Source organism: Flavobacterium ginsenosidimutans, from assembly GCF_037478105.1.
Taxonomy (GTDB): Bacteria; Bacteroidota; Bacteroidia; order Flavobacteriales; family Flavobacteriaceae; genus Flavobacterium; species Flavobacterium ginsenosidimutans.
In genome coordinates, this window is record NZ_CP147988.1 from 2044647 (window position 1) to 2059937 (window position 15291).

Annotated in this window: 15 protein-coding genes; 9 read left to right on the top strand and 6 right to left on the bottom strand. The window is 33.2% G+C overall.

What is annotated here, in order from left to right:
• Positions 1–105 precede the first annotated feature (105 nt).
• The 3 genes from sufC to sufD all read left to right on the top strand — a co-directional run bounded on the left by sufC (position 106) and on the right by sufD (position 2685).
• Entirely contained in the window at positions 106–852 is a 747-nt protein-coding gene (gene sufC, locus V6624_RS09035) for a Fe-S cluster assembly ATPase SufC (protein WP_008466070.1), read from the top strand.
• 79 nt (positions 853–931) lie between these two features.
• Positions 932–1321, top strand: a complete 390-nt coding sequence (locus V6624_RS09040; protein ID WP_111286340.1) for a four helix bundle protein — start codon at positions 932–934, stop codon at positions 1319–1321.
• Between the two features lie 47 nt (positions 1322–1368).
• Positions 1369–2685 carry a Fe-S cluster assembly protein SufD gene (gene sufD / locus V6624_RS09045; RefSeq protein WP_338841600.1) on the top strand — a complete coding sequence of 439 codons (1317 nt, stop codon included), beginning with the start codon at positions 1369–1371 and terminating at the stop codon, positions 2683–2685.
• Positions 2686–2790: 105 nt separating this feature from the next.
• Here the strand turns inward: sufD and V6624_RS09050 are convergent, their stop codons facing one another.
• Complete coding sequence (locus tag V6624_RS09050; RefSeq protein ID WP_338841601.1) at positions 2791–4140, bottom strand: serine hydrolase; 1350 nt, start codon at positions 4138–4140, stop codon at positions 2791–2793.
• Between the two features lie 221 nt (positions 4141–4361).
• Between V6624_RS09050 and V6624_RS09055 the strand changes: the two genes are divergently transcribed.
• From V6624_RS09055 to V6624_RS09080, 6 genes are all read left to right on the top strand, one after another.
• A complete protein-coding gene (locus V6624_RS09055) occupies positions 4362–5576 on the top strand; it encodes a cysteine desulfurase (protein WP_338841602.1) in 1215 nt (404 codons plus the stop codon).
• Between the two features lie 85 nt (positions 5577–5661).
• Positions 5662–6015 carry a hypothetical protein gene (locus V6624_RS09060; RefSeq protein WP_338841603.1) on the top strand — a complete coding sequence of 118 codons (354 nt, stop codon included), beginning with the start codon at positions 5662–5664 and terminating at the stop codon, positions 6013–6015.
• A gap of 2 nt (positions 6016–6017) precedes the next feature.
• Positions 6018–6443 carry a SufE family protein gene (locus V6624_RS09065; protein ID WP_012023259.1) on the top strand — a complete coding sequence of 142 codons (426 nt, stop codon included), beginning with the start codon at positions 6018–6020 and terminating at the stop codon, positions 6441–6443.
• 144 nt (positions 6444–6587) lie between these two features.
• Positions 6588–6911: an SUF system Fe-S cluster assembly protein gene (locus V6624_RS09070; protein ID WP_017494560.1), complete on the top strand. Its 324-nt coding sequence runs from the start codon at positions 6588–6590 to the stop codon at positions 6909–6911.
• Positions 6912–7044: 133 nt separating this feature from the next.
• On the top strand, positions 7045–7554 hold the full coding sequence (locus V6624_RS09075; protein WP_111286352.1) for a DUF2480 family protein: 510 nt from the start codon (positions 7045–7047) through the stop codon (positions 7552–7554).
• A gap of 77 nt (positions 7555–7631) precedes the next feature.
• On the top strand, positions 7632–8582 hold the full coding sequence (locus V6624_RS09080; RefSeq protein WP_338841605.1) for a DUF3078 domain-containing protein: 951 nt from the start codon (positions 7632–7634) through the stop codon (positions 8580–8582).
• Here the strand turns inward: V6624_RS09080 and V6624_RS09085 are convergent.
• From V6624_RS09085 to V6624_RS09105, 5 genes are all read right to left on the bottom strand, one after another.
• Entirely contained in the window at positions 8579–8710 is a 132-nt protein-coding gene (locus V6624_RS09085) for a hypothetical protein (protein WP_262510498.1), read from the bottom strand. The genes V6624_RS09080 and V6624_RS09085 overlap by 4 nt on opposite strands.
• On the bottom strand, positions 8700–9932 hold the full coding sequence (gene hflX / locus V6624_RS09090) for a GTPase HflX (RefSeq protein ID WP_111286356.1): 1233 nt from the start codon (positions 9930–9932) through the stop codon (positions 8700–8702). Before hflX ends, V6624_RS09085 begins: the two co-directional genes overlap by 11 nt.
• Positions 9933–10097: 165 nt before the next feature.
• A complete protein-coding gene (locus V6624_RS09095; protein WP_111286452.1) occupies positions 10098–10955 on the bottom strand; it encodes a hypothetical protein in 858 nt (285 codons plus the stop codon).
• 139 nt (positions 10956–11094) lie between these two features.
• Positions 11095–12432, bottom strand: a complete 1338-nt coding sequence (locus tag V6624_RS09100) for a DUF5689 domain-containing protein (protein ID WP_338841606.1) — start codon at positions 12430–12432, stop codon at positions 11095–11097.
• A gap of 18 nt (positions 12433–12450) precedes the next feature.
• Positions 12451–15270, bottom strand: a complete 2820-nt coding sequence (locus V6624_RS09105) for a TonB-dependent receptor (RefSeq protein ID WP_338841607.1) — start codon at positions 15268–15270, stop codon at positions 12451–12453.
• Between the last annotated feature and the right edge of the window lie 21 nt (positions 15271–15291).

Sequence of the window (15291 nt, forward strand, 5' to 3'; positions counted from 1 at the left end):
CCATTAAAAAAGAATTTTATATCATATTAAAATAAAAGATTTTTCAAAGTTTCGCTTTTCAGCACAACTGAGAACTTGAAACTTGAAACTTTAAACAAAAAAAAGATGTTATCAATAAAAAACCTTCACGCCGCAATTGGTGATAAAGAAATCCTTAAAGGAATTAATATAGAAGTAAAAGCTGGAGAAGTTCACGCTATCATGGGACCAAATGGTTCTGGAAAAAGTACACTTTCTGCTGTTATTGCAGGAAACGAAAACTACGAAGTTACAGACGGAGAGGTAATCCTTGACGGAGAAGATCTTGCAGATTTAGCTCCTGAAGAGAGAGCACACAAAGGTGTTTTCCTTTCTTTTCAATATCCAGTAGAAATTCCTGGGGTTAGTGTAACTAACTTCATGAAAACTGCCATCAACGAAACCCGTAAAGCAAACGGACAAGAGGAAATGCCAGCTAACGAAATGCTGAAAGTGATTCGTGAAAAATCTGAATTGTTAGAAATCGACCGTAAATTTCTTTCTCGTTCTTTAAACGAAGGTTTTTCTGGAGGAGAGAAAAAAAGAAACGAGATTTTCCAAATGGCAATGTTAGAGCCAAAATTAGCTATCCTTGACGAAACAGATTCTGGTCTTGATATTGATGCTTTAAGAATTGTGGCTAATGGTGTAAACAAATTAAAAAGCGACAAAAACGCTATTATCGTTATCACGCACTACCAACGTTTGTTAGATTATATCGTTCCTGATTTCGTTCACGTACTTTACAACGGTAGAATCGTAAAATCTGGCGGAAAAGAATTGGCTTACGAATTAGAAGAAAAAGGATACGACTGGATCAAAGCAGAGAATTAATTTGTTTCAGGTTTCATGTTTTTTTAGTTTCAAGTTACAAACTATATTTGTAATCTTTAACTTATAAATAAAAACAGAAATGGCAACAATTAATAGATTTGAAGATTTAGAAATTTGGAAAGAAGCTCGACGATTAGCAAAAGAAATTCATCTTATTGCAGTTCATACAGAGTTAAGATCAGATCTCAGATTTAAAAATCAAATAAAAGATTCTTCAGGTTCTGTAATGGATAATATTGCAGAAGGTTTTGAAAGAGATGGAAATTTAGAATTTCGACAATTTTTATCAATTGCAAAAGGTTCAGCCGGAGAAACGAGATCTCAGTTATATCGCGTTTTTGATTTTGAATATATTTCGGAACAAAAATTCGAAGTTTTAAAAAAGGATTATGAAAATTTAAGCGGTAAAATAAAAAACTTTATCACTTATCTAAATAAAAAAGATTTCAAAGGAAATAAGTTTCAATAGGCAACATGAAACTTGAAACCTGAAACACCGAAGGAAACAAAAACAAAATGGATTTAAAAGAAAAATTAGTATCGTCTTTTATGGCTTTTGAAGAGCGTGTTGATGTACATTCAGATTTACATGACATACGCACAAATGCTTTAAAAAACTTCGAAAATAAAGGTTTCCCAACCAAAAAAGAAGAAGCTTGGAAATATACATCGCTAAATGCCATCTTAAAAAATGACTTTACGGTTTTTCCAAAGCAAGAAAATGCAATCGAATTCAATCAAGTAAAAAAATACTTTTTACACGAAATTGACACTTACAAATTAGTATTTATTGATGGAGTTTTCAGTTCACATTTGTCTTCTACAACGCATGACGGAATCGATGTTTGCTTGATGTCTTCGGCATTGACCAAACCAAAATATAAAATGGTTATTGATACCTACTTTAATCAAATTGCAAGTAAAGATGACAGCTTGACTTCATTAAATACTGCTTTTGCAATTGAAGGTGCTTTTATCAATATCCCAAAGAAAAAAGTAGCTGACAAACCAATTGAGATTATGTATTTCTCAACTGGAAACGAAGCTGCTTTAATGGTTCAGCCAAGAAATTTGGTTATTGTAGGCGAAAATTCACATGTTCAGATTATTGAGCGTCACCAAAGTTTAAATGAAAATCCAGTTTTAACAAACTCTGTTACGGAGATTTTTGCTCAAAAACGTGCAATTGTTGATTATTACAAAATTCAAAACGATAATAGCGAAGCGAATTTGGTTGACAATACTTATGTTTCGCAGCAGCAAGAAAGTCACGCTTACGTACACACTTTCTCTTTTGGTGGAAATCTAACACGTAACAACTTAAACTTTTACCATTTTGGTGAAAGATTGACAAGTACGTTAAACGGAATTTCGATATTAAATGATAAACAACACGTTGATCATTATACTTTGGTAAACCACGCAACGCCAAATTGCGAAAGTTTTCAAGATTATAAAGGAATTTTCTCTGATCGTTCAACAGGGGTTTTCAATGGAAAAGTTTTGGTAGAAAAAGAAGCTCAAAAAACAAATGCTTTCCAAAAAAGCAACAACATTTTATTGAGTGACAAAGCGACAATCAATGCAAAACCACAATTAGAGATTTTTGCTGATGACGTAAAATGTTCTCACGGTTGTACAGTTGGACAATTGGATGAAACAGCAATGTTCTACATGCAGTCTCGTGGAATCCCGAAAAAAGAAGCTAAAGCTTTATTGATGTACGCATTCTCAAATGCCGTTATCGAAAGCATTAAAATACCAGAATTAAAACAAAGAATTACTAAAATCATTGCCATGAAATTAGGCGTGAATTTAGGATTTGATTTGTAGTCAGGTTTTACCGCAAAGACACAAAGGTTACGCAAAGTTCGCAAAGGTTTATTACAAAACTTTGCGAACTTTGCGCTTTTTACTTAGCGTCTTTGCGGTAAAATTTTATTTCCCAACAGAAGCAATAACTTCCTTTAAAAAACCATTAAAATCAAAACTTTTATCACCTTCTCTCACTCCCATTCTCACAATAACCATATCTTTAGACGGAATAATCGCCACCATTTGACCTTGATATCCACTGCAATAAAACATATCTCTAGGAACATCCGGGAATTTTCCTCCCGCGTTTAGCCAAAATTGTGCACCATATTTTCCATCAGAAGTATTCGTTGGCGTTGTGGTATATTTTACCCAGCTTTCATCTAAAATCTGCTCACCGTTCCAATTTCCTTTATGAAGATATAACAATCCAAATTTTGACCAGTCTCTTGGTGTTGCCCATCCGTAAGACGATCCTACAAATGTTCCTGACATATCTTGTTCGACAATCATAGAGTTCATTCCGATTTTATCAATTACGGCGCTATACCAAAAATCAAGATATTCTTGTTGTGTTTTAAATTGTCTTCTTAAAATTAAAGATAATAAATTGGTAGTTCCAGACGAATAATTCCAATGTGTATTAGGTTTAAATTGCGCTGGTTTATCCAATTGTACTTTTCCCATATCTTCGGCCTGGAAAAGCATTTTTGTAGCGTCACAAATTGTACTGTAATTCTCTTCCCATTCTAAACCTGAATTCATGTGAAGCAAATCGTTAAGCGTAATATTTTTACGTTCGTCGTTCTGCCATTCTTTAACTGGAGCTGGTTTATAAATATCAATTTTTCCTTGTTTCGCCAAAACTCCAAAAGCCGAACTTGTAATACTTTTAGTCATTGACCAACCTAAAATTTTACTGTCTTTATTAAAACCAGTATCGTATTTTTCAGCAATTAAATGATCTTTGTACAAAACTATAACAGCGCGAGTTCTTTTTGCTCTTCCACCATTTTTATCAAAAGCATTTTCAACTGCACTTTTTAATTTTGTGTAATCAACATTTGCGAAAGCAGAATCTTTTGGTTCATTATTTCCGTATGGAAAAGCAAGATTGTTTTCTAATTTCGTTCTTTTTGGAAGCAGATACGGTTTTGAGACATCAAAATCATCATTAATCAAAACCGCTCCTAAACCTTCTCGATAAATTGCTTTTCTTTCCTTTAAACCATAAACATTTGAAACGGCAAATTTTCCAGCATCATCAATTGAATTTTTAGCCAAATCAACCAAATTGATATCATTGTCTGTTTTTTGAATTAAATCCAACGGACGATTATCAATAAAATGTCCTGAAGCGACACTTTTGGCAGAGAAGCCAGAAATTAAATCAAGTTTCGGATAAGTGGTAAATCCGAAATATAAAAAAGCAAGAACCACAACAAGCAAAAGTACTTTGAGAAATTTTTTCATGATGATTTAAGTTATTTTTAATGCAATATAAATAATTTATGTTCACGATTTTAAGACTCAAATTATAAATCTGTTTCAGATAATTCAGAAAAGCGAACTGATTTTTATAAAATCAGCATTTAAGCCTTTAATCAATGGCATCATAAAAGGAAATTATAGAATTGCTGTATAAACAAATTTAGTTTTAGTACTTTTGTAGATAGATTTTTTCTAAATAAGACATGCTAGATATTCAAAAAATAAGAGCTGATTTCCCGATACTTTCTCAAACTGTAAACGGAAAGCCATTAGTATATTTCGACAACGGAGCTACTTCGCAAAAACCACAAGTTGTGATCGATGCAGAAGTAAAATATTATAACGAAATCAACGCCAATATTCACCGTGGCGTTCACACTTTAAGCCAGTTAGCAACTGACGCTTACGAGATTTCTCGCGGAAAAGTAAAAGACCATATCAACGCTAAACATGCACATGAAGTGCTTTTTACTTCGGGAACAACACACGGAATTAACTTAGTTTCAAACGGATTTGCTTCGATTTTAAAACCAGGTGATGAAGTTGTAGTTTCTTCATTGGAACATCACAGTAATATTGTGCCTTGGCAAATGTTATGCGAAAAAACTGGAGCAATTTTAAGAGTTATTCCAATCAATGACAATGGAGAATTAATCATTGAGGAATTTGACAAATTGCTTTCAGACAAAACAAAAATTGTTACCGTAAATCATATTTCAAATGCATTGGGAGTTATTAACCCAATTAAATATATTATTGACAAAGCACATTCTGTTGGAGCAGCAGTTTTAATTGACGGTGCACAGGCAGTTCCGCACTTAAAACCGGACGTTCAGGAATTAGACTGCGATTTTTATGCTTTTTCAGGACATAAAATGTGTGGTCCAACTGGAACTGGAATTCTTTACGGAAAAGAAGAATGGCTGAACAAACTTCCTCCTTACCAAGGTGGTGGCGAAATGATAAAAGAAGTTACTTTCGAGAAAACAACTTACGCAGATTTGCCTCATAAATTTGAAGCTGGAACTCCAAATATTGCTGGCGGGATTGTTTTAGGAACTGCAATTGATTATTTGAACAGCATTGGTTTTGAAAACATTCACGAATATGAAACTGAGCTTTTAGAGCACGCTACAAAACGTCTTAACGAAATTGAGGGTATCCGAATTTACGGAAACACCAAAAATAAAGCTTCTGTAATTTCGTTTAATATTGACGGAATTCACCCGTATGATGTTGGTTCTATTATAGATAAATTAGGGATTGCGGTTAGAACCGGACACCATTGCGCTCAGCCAATTATGAATTTCTTCTGTATTCCAGGAACAATTCGTGCTTCTTTCTCATTTTATAACACAAAAGAAGAAATCGATGCAATGGTTGATGCTGTTAAGAAAGCACAAACTATGTTAAGCTAAAAAAACAAATTATATGCGAATAGTATCATTATTGCTCCTGACACTTTTTATTGCTACGGGATGCTGCAGTCAAAAAAAAGCCGACATGAAATCTACTCAAATTGAATATTCTGCAATGTCGAGAGGTTATTACAAAAGTATTGTAGTACAAAATAAATCGGTTTCTGTTGTTAAAGAACGTAACGCCGAAGCTGTTAAAAGCAATATTGACGATGCAAAATGGAATAAAATTGTTGATGCTTATTCAAAAGTTAACTTAGAAAGTCTCAACACTTTAAAAGCTCCAACTGATAAACGTACATATGATGGCGCCGCTATCGGAAATTTAAAAATAACTAAAGACGGAAAAACCTATGAAACAGCAGGTTTTGACAATGGTTTTCCTCCAAAAGAAATCGAAAAACTAGTAAATTTATTAGTTGATTTTTCTAAAGAATAATTATGACAATAAAAGAAATACAAGACGAAATAATAGACGAATTTTCAATGTTTGATGACTGGATGCAGCGTTATGAATACATCATCGAACTAGGAAAAAGTCTTCCGTTAATTAAAGAAGAATACAAAACCGATGATAATTTAATCAAAGGCTGCCAGTCAAAAGTTTGGCTGCAAGGTGAACAAAACGACGATAAAATTGTTTTCACTGCCGACAGCGATGCTATTTTGACAAAAGGAATAATCGCGATTTTAATTCGTGCTTTCTCTAATCAAAAAGCAAAAGATATCTTGGAAGCTGATACTGATTTTATAGATGAAATTGGCTTAAAAGAACATTTATCTGCAACACGTGCAAACGGTTTAGTTTCGATGATAAAAAACATCAAAATGTACGCTTTGGCGTTTGATGCTAAAAACAAAAATTAAAAAAAAATAAAACCATTCAGGCATTAAGTTTCATAAAGCTTTGAACTTAATTTTTCTTAAATAATTAAAAGAAAATTAAGCTTAGTAAATACAGAAGCAAAACTTAATTCTCTTAATTTCTTAATGGTAAAAACAAATACAAAAATGGAACAAGAAATAGACACAAACGAATTAGGAGAATCAATCGTAAAAGTTTTAAAAGGCATTTACGATCCTGAGATTCCTGTAGATATTTATGAGTTAGGATTAATTTACGATGTAATGGTAAACACAGATTACGAAGTAAAAATCTTAATGACACTTACTTCTCCAAACTGCCCAGTTGCAGAAAGTTTGCCAAGAGAAGTAGAAGAAAAAGTAAAAACAATCGAAAACATCAAAGATGTAGACGTAGAAATTACTTTCGATCCGCCTTGGAGCAAAGATTTAATGAGCGAAGAAGCTAAGTTAGAATTAGGAATGCTTTAAAAAAGCTTTCAGTTTTCAGTCGCAGTTTTCAGTATTCAACTGTGGCTAAAACAATTGAATATATGTATACAGTTTACAGTCTCAGTCTCAGTTAACAACTGCGACTGAGACTGCGACTGAAAACTAAAAAGAAATGGAAGAAATCATCAATAAAGTTGCCAATAGTGCTTTAGAAGTTTTTGATTTAGAGGATTATTATCCAAAAGGAATGCGTGTGCAGATTGACATTTCGCAATGGCTTTTGGAAGGATTTTTATTGAAAGAAAAAGACTTTAGAGAACATCTTAAAAACCACGATTGGTCACAATATCAAGATCAATATGTAGCTGTACACTGCAGTACAGATGCTATAATTCCCGCTTGGGCATTAATTCTGGTTAGCGTTCATTTAGCACCTTTTGCAAAAAAAGTAGTCAACGGAACCATCGAAGATCTTGACGCAAGCCTTTATGAAGAAATTTTAAGCAAAATCGATTACTCCGTTTACCAAAACAAACCTGTAATTGTAAAAGGCTGTTCTAGAAAACCAGTTCCGATGCGCGCTTATATTTTAGCAACAAATAATCTTCAGCCTTTTGCCCGAAGCATTATGTACGGCGAAGCATGTTCTGCAGTGCCATTATACAAAGAATCTAAGAAATAACCTTCAATAACACATAGTATCCCTTAACTTTTCATTGGTTTTTAGTATATTTGATAATACACTCTAAACTAAAAACCATGAGAAAGATACTATTATTACTCTTCGTTTTAGCAAATCTTACATTTGTACAAGCCCAAAATACAGAAAAAGAACTAGCACAAAATACCGAAAAAGCCGTAAAAAAAATCAATGATACAATTGAAGAAGAAGGCTGGAAAGCAAAAGGAACCGTATCTCTTTTATTAAACCAATCTAGTTTTAACAACTGGATTGCTGGAGGTGAAGACAGTTTCTCAGGAACACTCGGAATCAATTATGATTTCAACTACAAAAAAGACGATTTAACCTGGGACAACAAAGTTCTTGCCTATTACGGTTTGCTTCAAACTAAAAACGCTGATTTTGAAAAGAAAACGGATGACCGTTTAGAATTCAATTCAATCGTCGGAAAAAGAGCATTTGGAGAATGGTATTATTCTTATTTCTTAAACTTCAGAACACAGTTTACAACGGGATATCTTTACGGACAGGATGCAAACGGAAAAGAAATTAGAACCGAAAACACTAAATTCATGTCTCCAGGTTATCTAACAACTGGTCCTGGTATTTATTGGTCAAAAGATGAAAATCTCAAGATAAATTTTGCACCGCTTACCTCAAAATTCACCTTTGTAGACAAAGCTTACACCACAGCTATTGATCCCGCGACAGGTTTACCTTATCCTGATGGATATTATTTTGGTGTCGATACCAACAAAAGCATGCGTTACGAACTCGGATTCTATGCTTCTGTGTATTACAAACTGGCTATTATGACTAATGTTACTGCCGAAAATACTCTAAATTTATATTCAAATTATTTAGAAGACCCTCAAAATGTCGATATTAATTATTCCTTAAACATTGTCATGAAAGTAAATAAATTTCTATCGGCAAATTTTTCATTCCAGACAATATATGACGACAATGCTTTTAGAGGTTTTCAAACCAGAGAAGTATTTGGTTTAGGAATCAATTTCGGATTTTAATTATTGCATTGGCTAGATTTATTAATGCCACAGATTAAAGGATTATTTAGATTAAAAAATCCTTTAATCTGTGGCAAAATAGAAACGGCTTTTGATTTCTCAAAAGCCGTTTCTATTTTATTCTTCATCTTCTTTTTCAACTGCATCCTTATAATCAGGATATAAGAAATTATTATATGGAAAACGCGTAATATGAATCTGGCGAACCGCTTCATAAACTCTTTCTCTAAACTCTTCAAAGTTTTCTTTGTTTCTTGCAGAAATAAATAGTGCTTTATCCTCTCCAACATTACTCATCCAAGTCTGTTTCCATTCTCCAAGCGTATAATGTTTACGAGTTCTTTCGGTAATCAAATCATCTTCATCGATAGTAAGATGTTTATAAGTATCGATTTTGTTAAAAACCATAATCGTTGGTTTATCGTTACTTTTTATTTCCTGCAAAATCTTGTTAACCGATTCGATATGATCCTCAAAATCTGGATGCGAAATATCTACAACATGCAAAAGTAAATCTGCCTCACGAACCTCATCTAGTGTGCTTTTAAAAGAATCTACTAACTGTGTCGGCAATTTTCTAATAAATCCAACCGTATCAGAAAGCAAAAAAGGAAGGTTTTTAATAACCACTTTTCTAACTGTTGTATCTAAGGTTGCAAACAATTTATTCTCAACAAAAACATCGCTTTTACCAATTGCATTCATCAAAGTCGATTTTCCAACATTGGTATATCCAACCAAAGCGACACGAACCATTGCGCCACGGTTGCTTCGCTGAACTCCCATTTGTTTGTCAATCGTTTTGATTTTCTCTTTCAATAACGAAATTCTGTCCCGTACGATACGTCTATCTGTTTCGATCTCCGTTTCCCCAGGTCCACGCATACCGATACCTCCTTTTTGACGCTCAAGGTGTGTCCATAAACCAGAAAGTCTTGGCAATAAATATTGGCATTGCGCCAATTCTACCTGCGTTCTTGCGTATGAAGTTTCGGCTCTTTGTGCAAAAATATCCAGAATCAAATTCGTTCTGTCTAGAATTTTACAATCAATAATTCTTGAAATATTTTTTTGCTGTGATGGCGTTAATTCATCATCAAAAATTACAGTCGATATTTTATTTTCAACCACAAAAAGATTGATTTCATCAATTTTTCCCGTTCCCACAAAAGTCTTTGGATTAGGGCGCTCCATTTTCTGCGAAAAACGTTTAATAACCTCACCACCAGCGGTAAAAGTCAAAAACTCCAATTCGTCTAAATATTCATTTAGTTTTTCTTCACTTTGACTTTGAGTAACAATCCCAACGATTACTGTTCGCTCAAAGTTTATAACTTCTTTTTCTAACATAGTCTTGAATAAGTTGCAAATTTAATGATTTGTCAGCTACAATCGATTATACAATTTTGTTTTTACATTTATATTAGGAGAATAAACTTCAAAAAAAAATGGAACCCGTCAAGATAAACTCAACAAGATTCCACTTACTCAATAAATGGTCTATTTTTAAAACTTTTATTCGTAAATAAACGTTTTTTCCGTTTTCACAATTCCGTTTTCTTCTATCTGAGAGCAAGAAATTGGATAGTTTAATTTATTGTATTTGTATTTTCTGCTGATTGCTACTAAAGCTGTTGACGATGGACTAAAATTCATTTCATTATTATATGAAATAGATTCAAATTCAAATTCATCTTCATGATAAGAAATCATTGGAACGATTACTTTGTAATTATCACCGAAAAGATTTTGAACGATTAATTGGTCAACCGATTTTTTATCATCATAAGTGTATGATTTAGAGATTTTATCTCCAACTAATCCTTTATGTCTCGACACATTATCGTTTACATAAACATATTCTAATTTTCCAATAATAGCCTTATTTCTATCACGTGAAGTACGTCTTACAATAATCCCGTTTTCAACAAGATATTCAATATCGTCTACTAAATTCTGATGATTGGTACTCTTTTTTGTAGTTACTTTTACTCTCGCTCCTTCATATAAAAACGAAACTACTTTTGTAATATAATTAGGCCCTTCCTGATATTTTTTTACAAATTTAGTTATGTTGTTATCAGCATCATAAGAATAGTTTACCACTTCTTTCCAGTCACTTCCAATTTTATCTTTAACTGTCATATCAAGCAACCCATTTTTGTTGTAATAGAAATGCTGTACAACATCTGAAGTAGTTATAGTTTGAAGTTTACCGTCTTTAAAAGCCATTGTTTTGTTAACAATTTCGCCGTCTTTAGAGTTTTGGTAATTTGTTTTTACAATATTGATCTGCTTTAGTCTAACATTGTCCTGACTATGCATCAAGAAAGGAAACACCATCATTATGATGGCAATAAAGTAGGTTCTCATATTTGTTTTTTTGTATTGATTTGGGATGACCAAAATACAAAATTCAATTAGATTTTAACGTTTTGAAATACAAAAACTACAAACTTTTCAATAATACATTAAAAATCAGCAAATTATTTCCATTATTCTAAGCCAGTTCTTATTTCTCTCCAAAAATCTTAACGTCATCAACCATAAAAGCACCGTTTAAAGTCTTATCTTTTCCAGATCCTACATATCTAAATGCAATATTTATTTTTCCAGAATACTCCGAAAGATCAATTCCACCAGAACTAATAAATTGTCGAGCGGGTGTAGAAAGCGTTGGGACATTTGCTTTTAATTTTGTCCATTTAGCCTTCGCTATACTTGAACCATCGAAATTGGTCGAAACGTAAACCTCCAAAGTATTTAGTGGCGAATCAACCTTCAAATCATGCTGTGCGCTTCTAAAAGAAAGAACAGCATTTTTGTATCCTTCAAGATTAATTTTAGGCGAAACGAGCCATGCAATATTCTCGGCCGCTGTTGTACTTGTTGTATTAAACTCTGCATAACCATTTCCAGAATAAACCATACTCTTCCATAATTTGGCTGCTTTTTCTACAATATTGCTCCAGCCTGGCAATGCAAAATTCACGTTGTTTTTAACCGACTGGAAATCTTCTGAGAAAAATGGTGTACTTCTTTTTCCATTCATAACAACATCATTTTCAGAACGAACCATAAACTGATAATCTGAACCAAACTTTGTTAAAATTCCTCTCGCTGTTCCACTTCCTTCAGGTACAAAATGGTCTGCAAATTTTGCATAACCGCTAGTTCTAAAAATAATTTGATTTCCTGTTTTATCTCTTAAATTCCAATTGGTCGAGCCTCCAACATTATTAGATTCTTCAAAATAATGGCGCCCTAATGCTGCTTCTGTAAATTCAACATCATTTAATTCAATCAAAGTATTTAATCTAGAATCTGACAATGCTTCTTCTATAGAAAGTGATGCCACCAATTGATTTTCATCGATCATTGCGCAGGATGCGTTCAGTACATTTTTATATTCGTTTTGAGAAATTCTGCCAATTGTAGGATCTCCAGCATTACTCACATAAAGACTTCCAACTCTTAAACCACCATAATATAGATCTGTAAATTGATTTTTAAGTTTTACATATACTTTATTTCCCACACGATAATCTATGTAGGTATTTGAGGCATCTACAGGAACACTCAAACCAATAGATGGACTTACTGCAGTTGGTAAAGTCTGCAGTGAAATTGATTTGAAAAAATTACCACCTTCATCACTCGACACTACATAAGCTTCTATAATATCATCATATACATATTGTTTCGCAGTTGTACCCGAAAGCTCATATATGTTTTCAACCGTTTTGTTTGCAGTAAAATTGGGCTGCGTGCAAGCTAATTTTGGAGATTCAACTTCAGCATTGCATCCAGATAATAATAGGGAGATAAAAAATAAAACTAGTTTTTTCATAAGAAATAGATTTTCAATTTATAAACCGATAGTAAGATTTAGAAAATAAGTTCGTCCGTAACCGTAATAATATTTTGGTCCAAAAGAAGGGGTGCCACTAGAAACATCTTGATTTAAGGCTCTAAAATTTGCATTTCTTGCCTGCTCAAAGCCACCTGTTTTATAAACCAAATCAAGTACATTATTTACGCTTGCAAAAAGTCCAATATATTTTTTACGGATACGCCAAGATTTGCCACCGCTAAGATTCAGCAATGTAATTGGATTAAATTTTTCTTGTTTTAATAATTCATTTCCTCTTTCTGAAGTTGCTTCGGGAAAAGGAAATCCGTTTGCTGGATTGATATAAAACTGAGATGTTCTAGAAATTGGTGAAACATCAATATAACTTTCTGCCAAATAATTAATATTAGCGCCAAGCCACCAAAATTTAGGATCACGATATTCCAGTCCAAATGAATAAGCTTGTTGTGGCATTCCAGGCTGTTTGTAATTCTTGAGATAAGATTCTCCAAAATTAAATGTCGTCTGCACACCATCTTTTGCCATATTAGCATCATTTGTAATCATCACATTTGGGTTACTACTGTAAATATAATTTCCAAAAGCTGCAGATAAATTCGTTTTAAATGTTGATGAAATCTGATACTCAAAACTCAATTCTGCGCCAGTATTTTTCTTGTCTAACTTGGTCAAAGTCTGACTTACAAAAGCATCAGTAGCATCATATCCCGCGCCATTATCAAAGATTCCTTCTGCGTAGAAAAAAGAAGTTTTTGATGTATTTTTAATTAAAGTATAATAAGCTGTTAAACGTAATTTGAGTTTAGCAGAACGATAAACATAATTTGCCTCTGCACTTGTAATATTTTCACTTTCGATTCCGTCAACTATGCTATTATTTAAACGTGAATTGGAAAAAGTATTTCTTAATGAAGGCGCACGAGTAAGATGTGCAGCATTAAAAAACAGCAATTGTTTTCCTGAAACTTTATAAGTAAATCCGCCTTTAAAACCAAAATTCTCAAAATTTACATTTTCACTTTTTCCTAAAGAAGTAGTAGGATAAAGTCCGTTTTGATACAAACCTTCTCTTTGATAATCTGAAACAGAATAAGACTGTGCCAAAAAGAATTCTGTTTTGTTATACGTAAACCTAAACTGCGTGAAAACATCCAAAGTATTAGCCAGAAAATTAAAATTATATCCGTAAGTATCGCCTTTTTTAACCTTTCGATTTGGATTCTGCAAATCAGATTGCGAAAGATTTCCTTTGTAAAACGGATCTATATCCTCGAAGTATTCTCCACCAAGGAGATCTAGTAAATATTGAAAATTATGAGACTTCAATTTTTTAAAAGTAAAGCCTCCGTCAAAAGAAATATTAGAAGAAAGCTGTGTATTCAAATTTGAACTTATAGCAAAAGTTTGATCGTCTGTTCTGTCTTCGTAAAGCACATAATGACTTTGAGAAGGTTCAAAACCATTTGGTCCAACCTTCTGATTAGCAAAATACATTTTGTTCCAATCTATCTGGGGATTTGCTAAAAGGGCTATTTTGTTTTTATCTGCATTTTCATAATCGGGAGTAAACTCGCCTGAAAATTCACCTTGATCTTTCGCATAAAGCGAACTAAAATAACTTGGCAATTTTTTATAATAAACAGGATCTGGACTTTCAGCATTTTGGTAATCTATATTGCTATTTCCTACCTTTCCAAATTGATACATTATCGCAGAATTTAGATTTGTTTTATCATCAATTTTAAAATAATGATTAAGCATAACTAAAGGCTCTTCAACATTCTTTACTCTTGCATTTCGTTTTTCACCATTCTGAAATCCCCAGTACGAATTGTATTTTTCATTCATTAAACCGGTTACTTCATTTGTATTGGCTGAGTTTTTTCCGCGCGAATTTGGAGTATAAAATCCCGTAAAATTGACTGAATGTTTATTGTTTAATTTCTTTTCGACACTAAGAAAAAAAGAATCTGCATTGAAATTTGTACCTTCAAAATAACCTTCATCAGCCCAACGTTTTCCTGCAGAAATTGCATAAGCCCAACCCGAAGCATTCATTCCTGAAGCGTAAGTTCCAATTCCGCGCCAAGTATAAGTTGTATTACTTCCTGAAAATGTGAGCGATGTTCCTTTTCGATATAAAGAAGCTCTTGTAAAAATTTGCTGTGTACCTAAAATTCCACCAAAAGTGTAATTGGAAGCAGCAGCTCCAACCGAGAATTCTTGATTACGAAGTACATTATTCAAACCGCCCCAATTGCTCCATTGCGGTCTACCGTCGTAGATTTTATTCATGGCCATTCCGTTGAGCATCATCGTTCCGTTCTCGCTGTCTAAACCACGAATACGAAATCGGGCTTGCCCCCAATTGAAAGCAGATGCCAACATAAAAGCATCTTTTGAAGACTGTAAAAGTCCAGAAGTCATTTCAGACGAGCTATTATCATCCGAAAAATCACTATCAGAAAGTGTAATCAATGCTGCCGGAACTTCATCTGAATACGTATCTTCTAATTGTAAAATCCCAAGATCTATATTTTGACCTGCATTAGACTGCACTTTTAAAAGGAAATCTTTATATCCTTGACTTCTCAATAAAAGCAATTGTTCTTTTTTGGGAAATATATGAAGTTCAAATTTCCCAGTTTTTGACGTTAGCTGCATTACAGCAGTATTTTGTATCGTTACCACTACATTTTCTAGCGGATTTTGCGTTCGAGCGTCAATAACAATTCCTGTTACCGTAATTTCCTTCTGTGAAAAAGCAAAATTAAAAAACCATACAATAAAGAAGACCGCGTACTTTTTTCTCATTAAAAAAATTCAATTTACTTT

Coding starts and splice junctions, on each gene's coding strand:
- V6624_RS09070 (WP_017494560.1), top strand. CDS start 6,588: ATGGAACAAGAAATAGACACAAACGAATTAGGAGAATCAATCGTAAAA.
- V6624_RS09085 (WP_262510498.1), bottom strand. CDS start 8,710: ATGAAGAATAAAATAGAAACGGCTTTTGAGAAATCAAAAGCCGTTTCT.
- V6624_RS09095 (WP_111286452.1), bottom strand. CDS start 10,955: ATGAGAACCTACTTTATTGCCATCATAATGATGGTGTTTCCTTTCTTG.
- V6624_RS09075 (WP_111286352.1), top strand. CDS start 7,045: ATGGAAGAAATCATCAATAAAGTTGCCAATAGTGCTTTAGAAGTTTTT.
- V6624_RS09100 (WP_338841606.1), bottom strand. CDS start 12,432: ATGAAAAAACTAGTTTTATTTTTTATCTCCCTATTATTATCTGGATGC.
- V6624_RS09105 (WP_338841607.1), bottom strand. CDS start 15,270: ATGAGAAAAAAGTACGCGGTCTTCTTTATTGTATGGTTTTTTAATTTT.
- V6624_RS09055 (WP_338841602.1), top strand. CDS start 4,362: ATGCTAGATATTCAAAAAATAAGAGCTGATTTCCCGATACTTTCTCAA.
- V6624_RS09080 (WP_338841605.1), top strand. CDS start 7,632: ATGAGAAAGATACTATTATTACTCTTCGTTTTAGCAAATCTTACATTT.
- sufD (WP_338841600.1), top strand. CDS start 1,369: ATGGATTTAAAAGAAAAATTAGTATCGTCTTTTATGGCTTTTGAAGAG.
- sufC (WP_008466070.1), top strand. CDS start 106: ATGTTATCAATAAAAAACCTTCACGCCGCAATTGGTGATAAAGAAATC.
- V6624_RS09060 (WP_338841603.1), top strand. CDS start 5,662: ATGAAATCTACTCAAATTGAATATTCTGCAATGTCGAGAGGTTATTAC.
- V6624_RS09050 (WP_338841601.1), bottom strand. CDS start 4,140: ATGAAAAAATTTCTCAAAGTACTTTTGCTTGTTGTGGTTCTTGCTTTT.
- V6624_RS09065 (WP_012023259.1), top strand. CDS start 6,018: ATGACAATAAAAGAAATACAAGACGAAATAATAGACGAATTTTCAATG.
- hflX (WP_111286356.1), bottom strand. CDS start 9,932: ATGTTAGAAAAAGAAGTTATAAACTTTGAGCGAACAGTAATCGTTGGG.
- V6624_RS09040 (WP_111286340.1), top strand. CDS start 932: ATGGCAACAATTAATAGATTTGAAGATTTAGAAATTTGGAAAGAAGCT.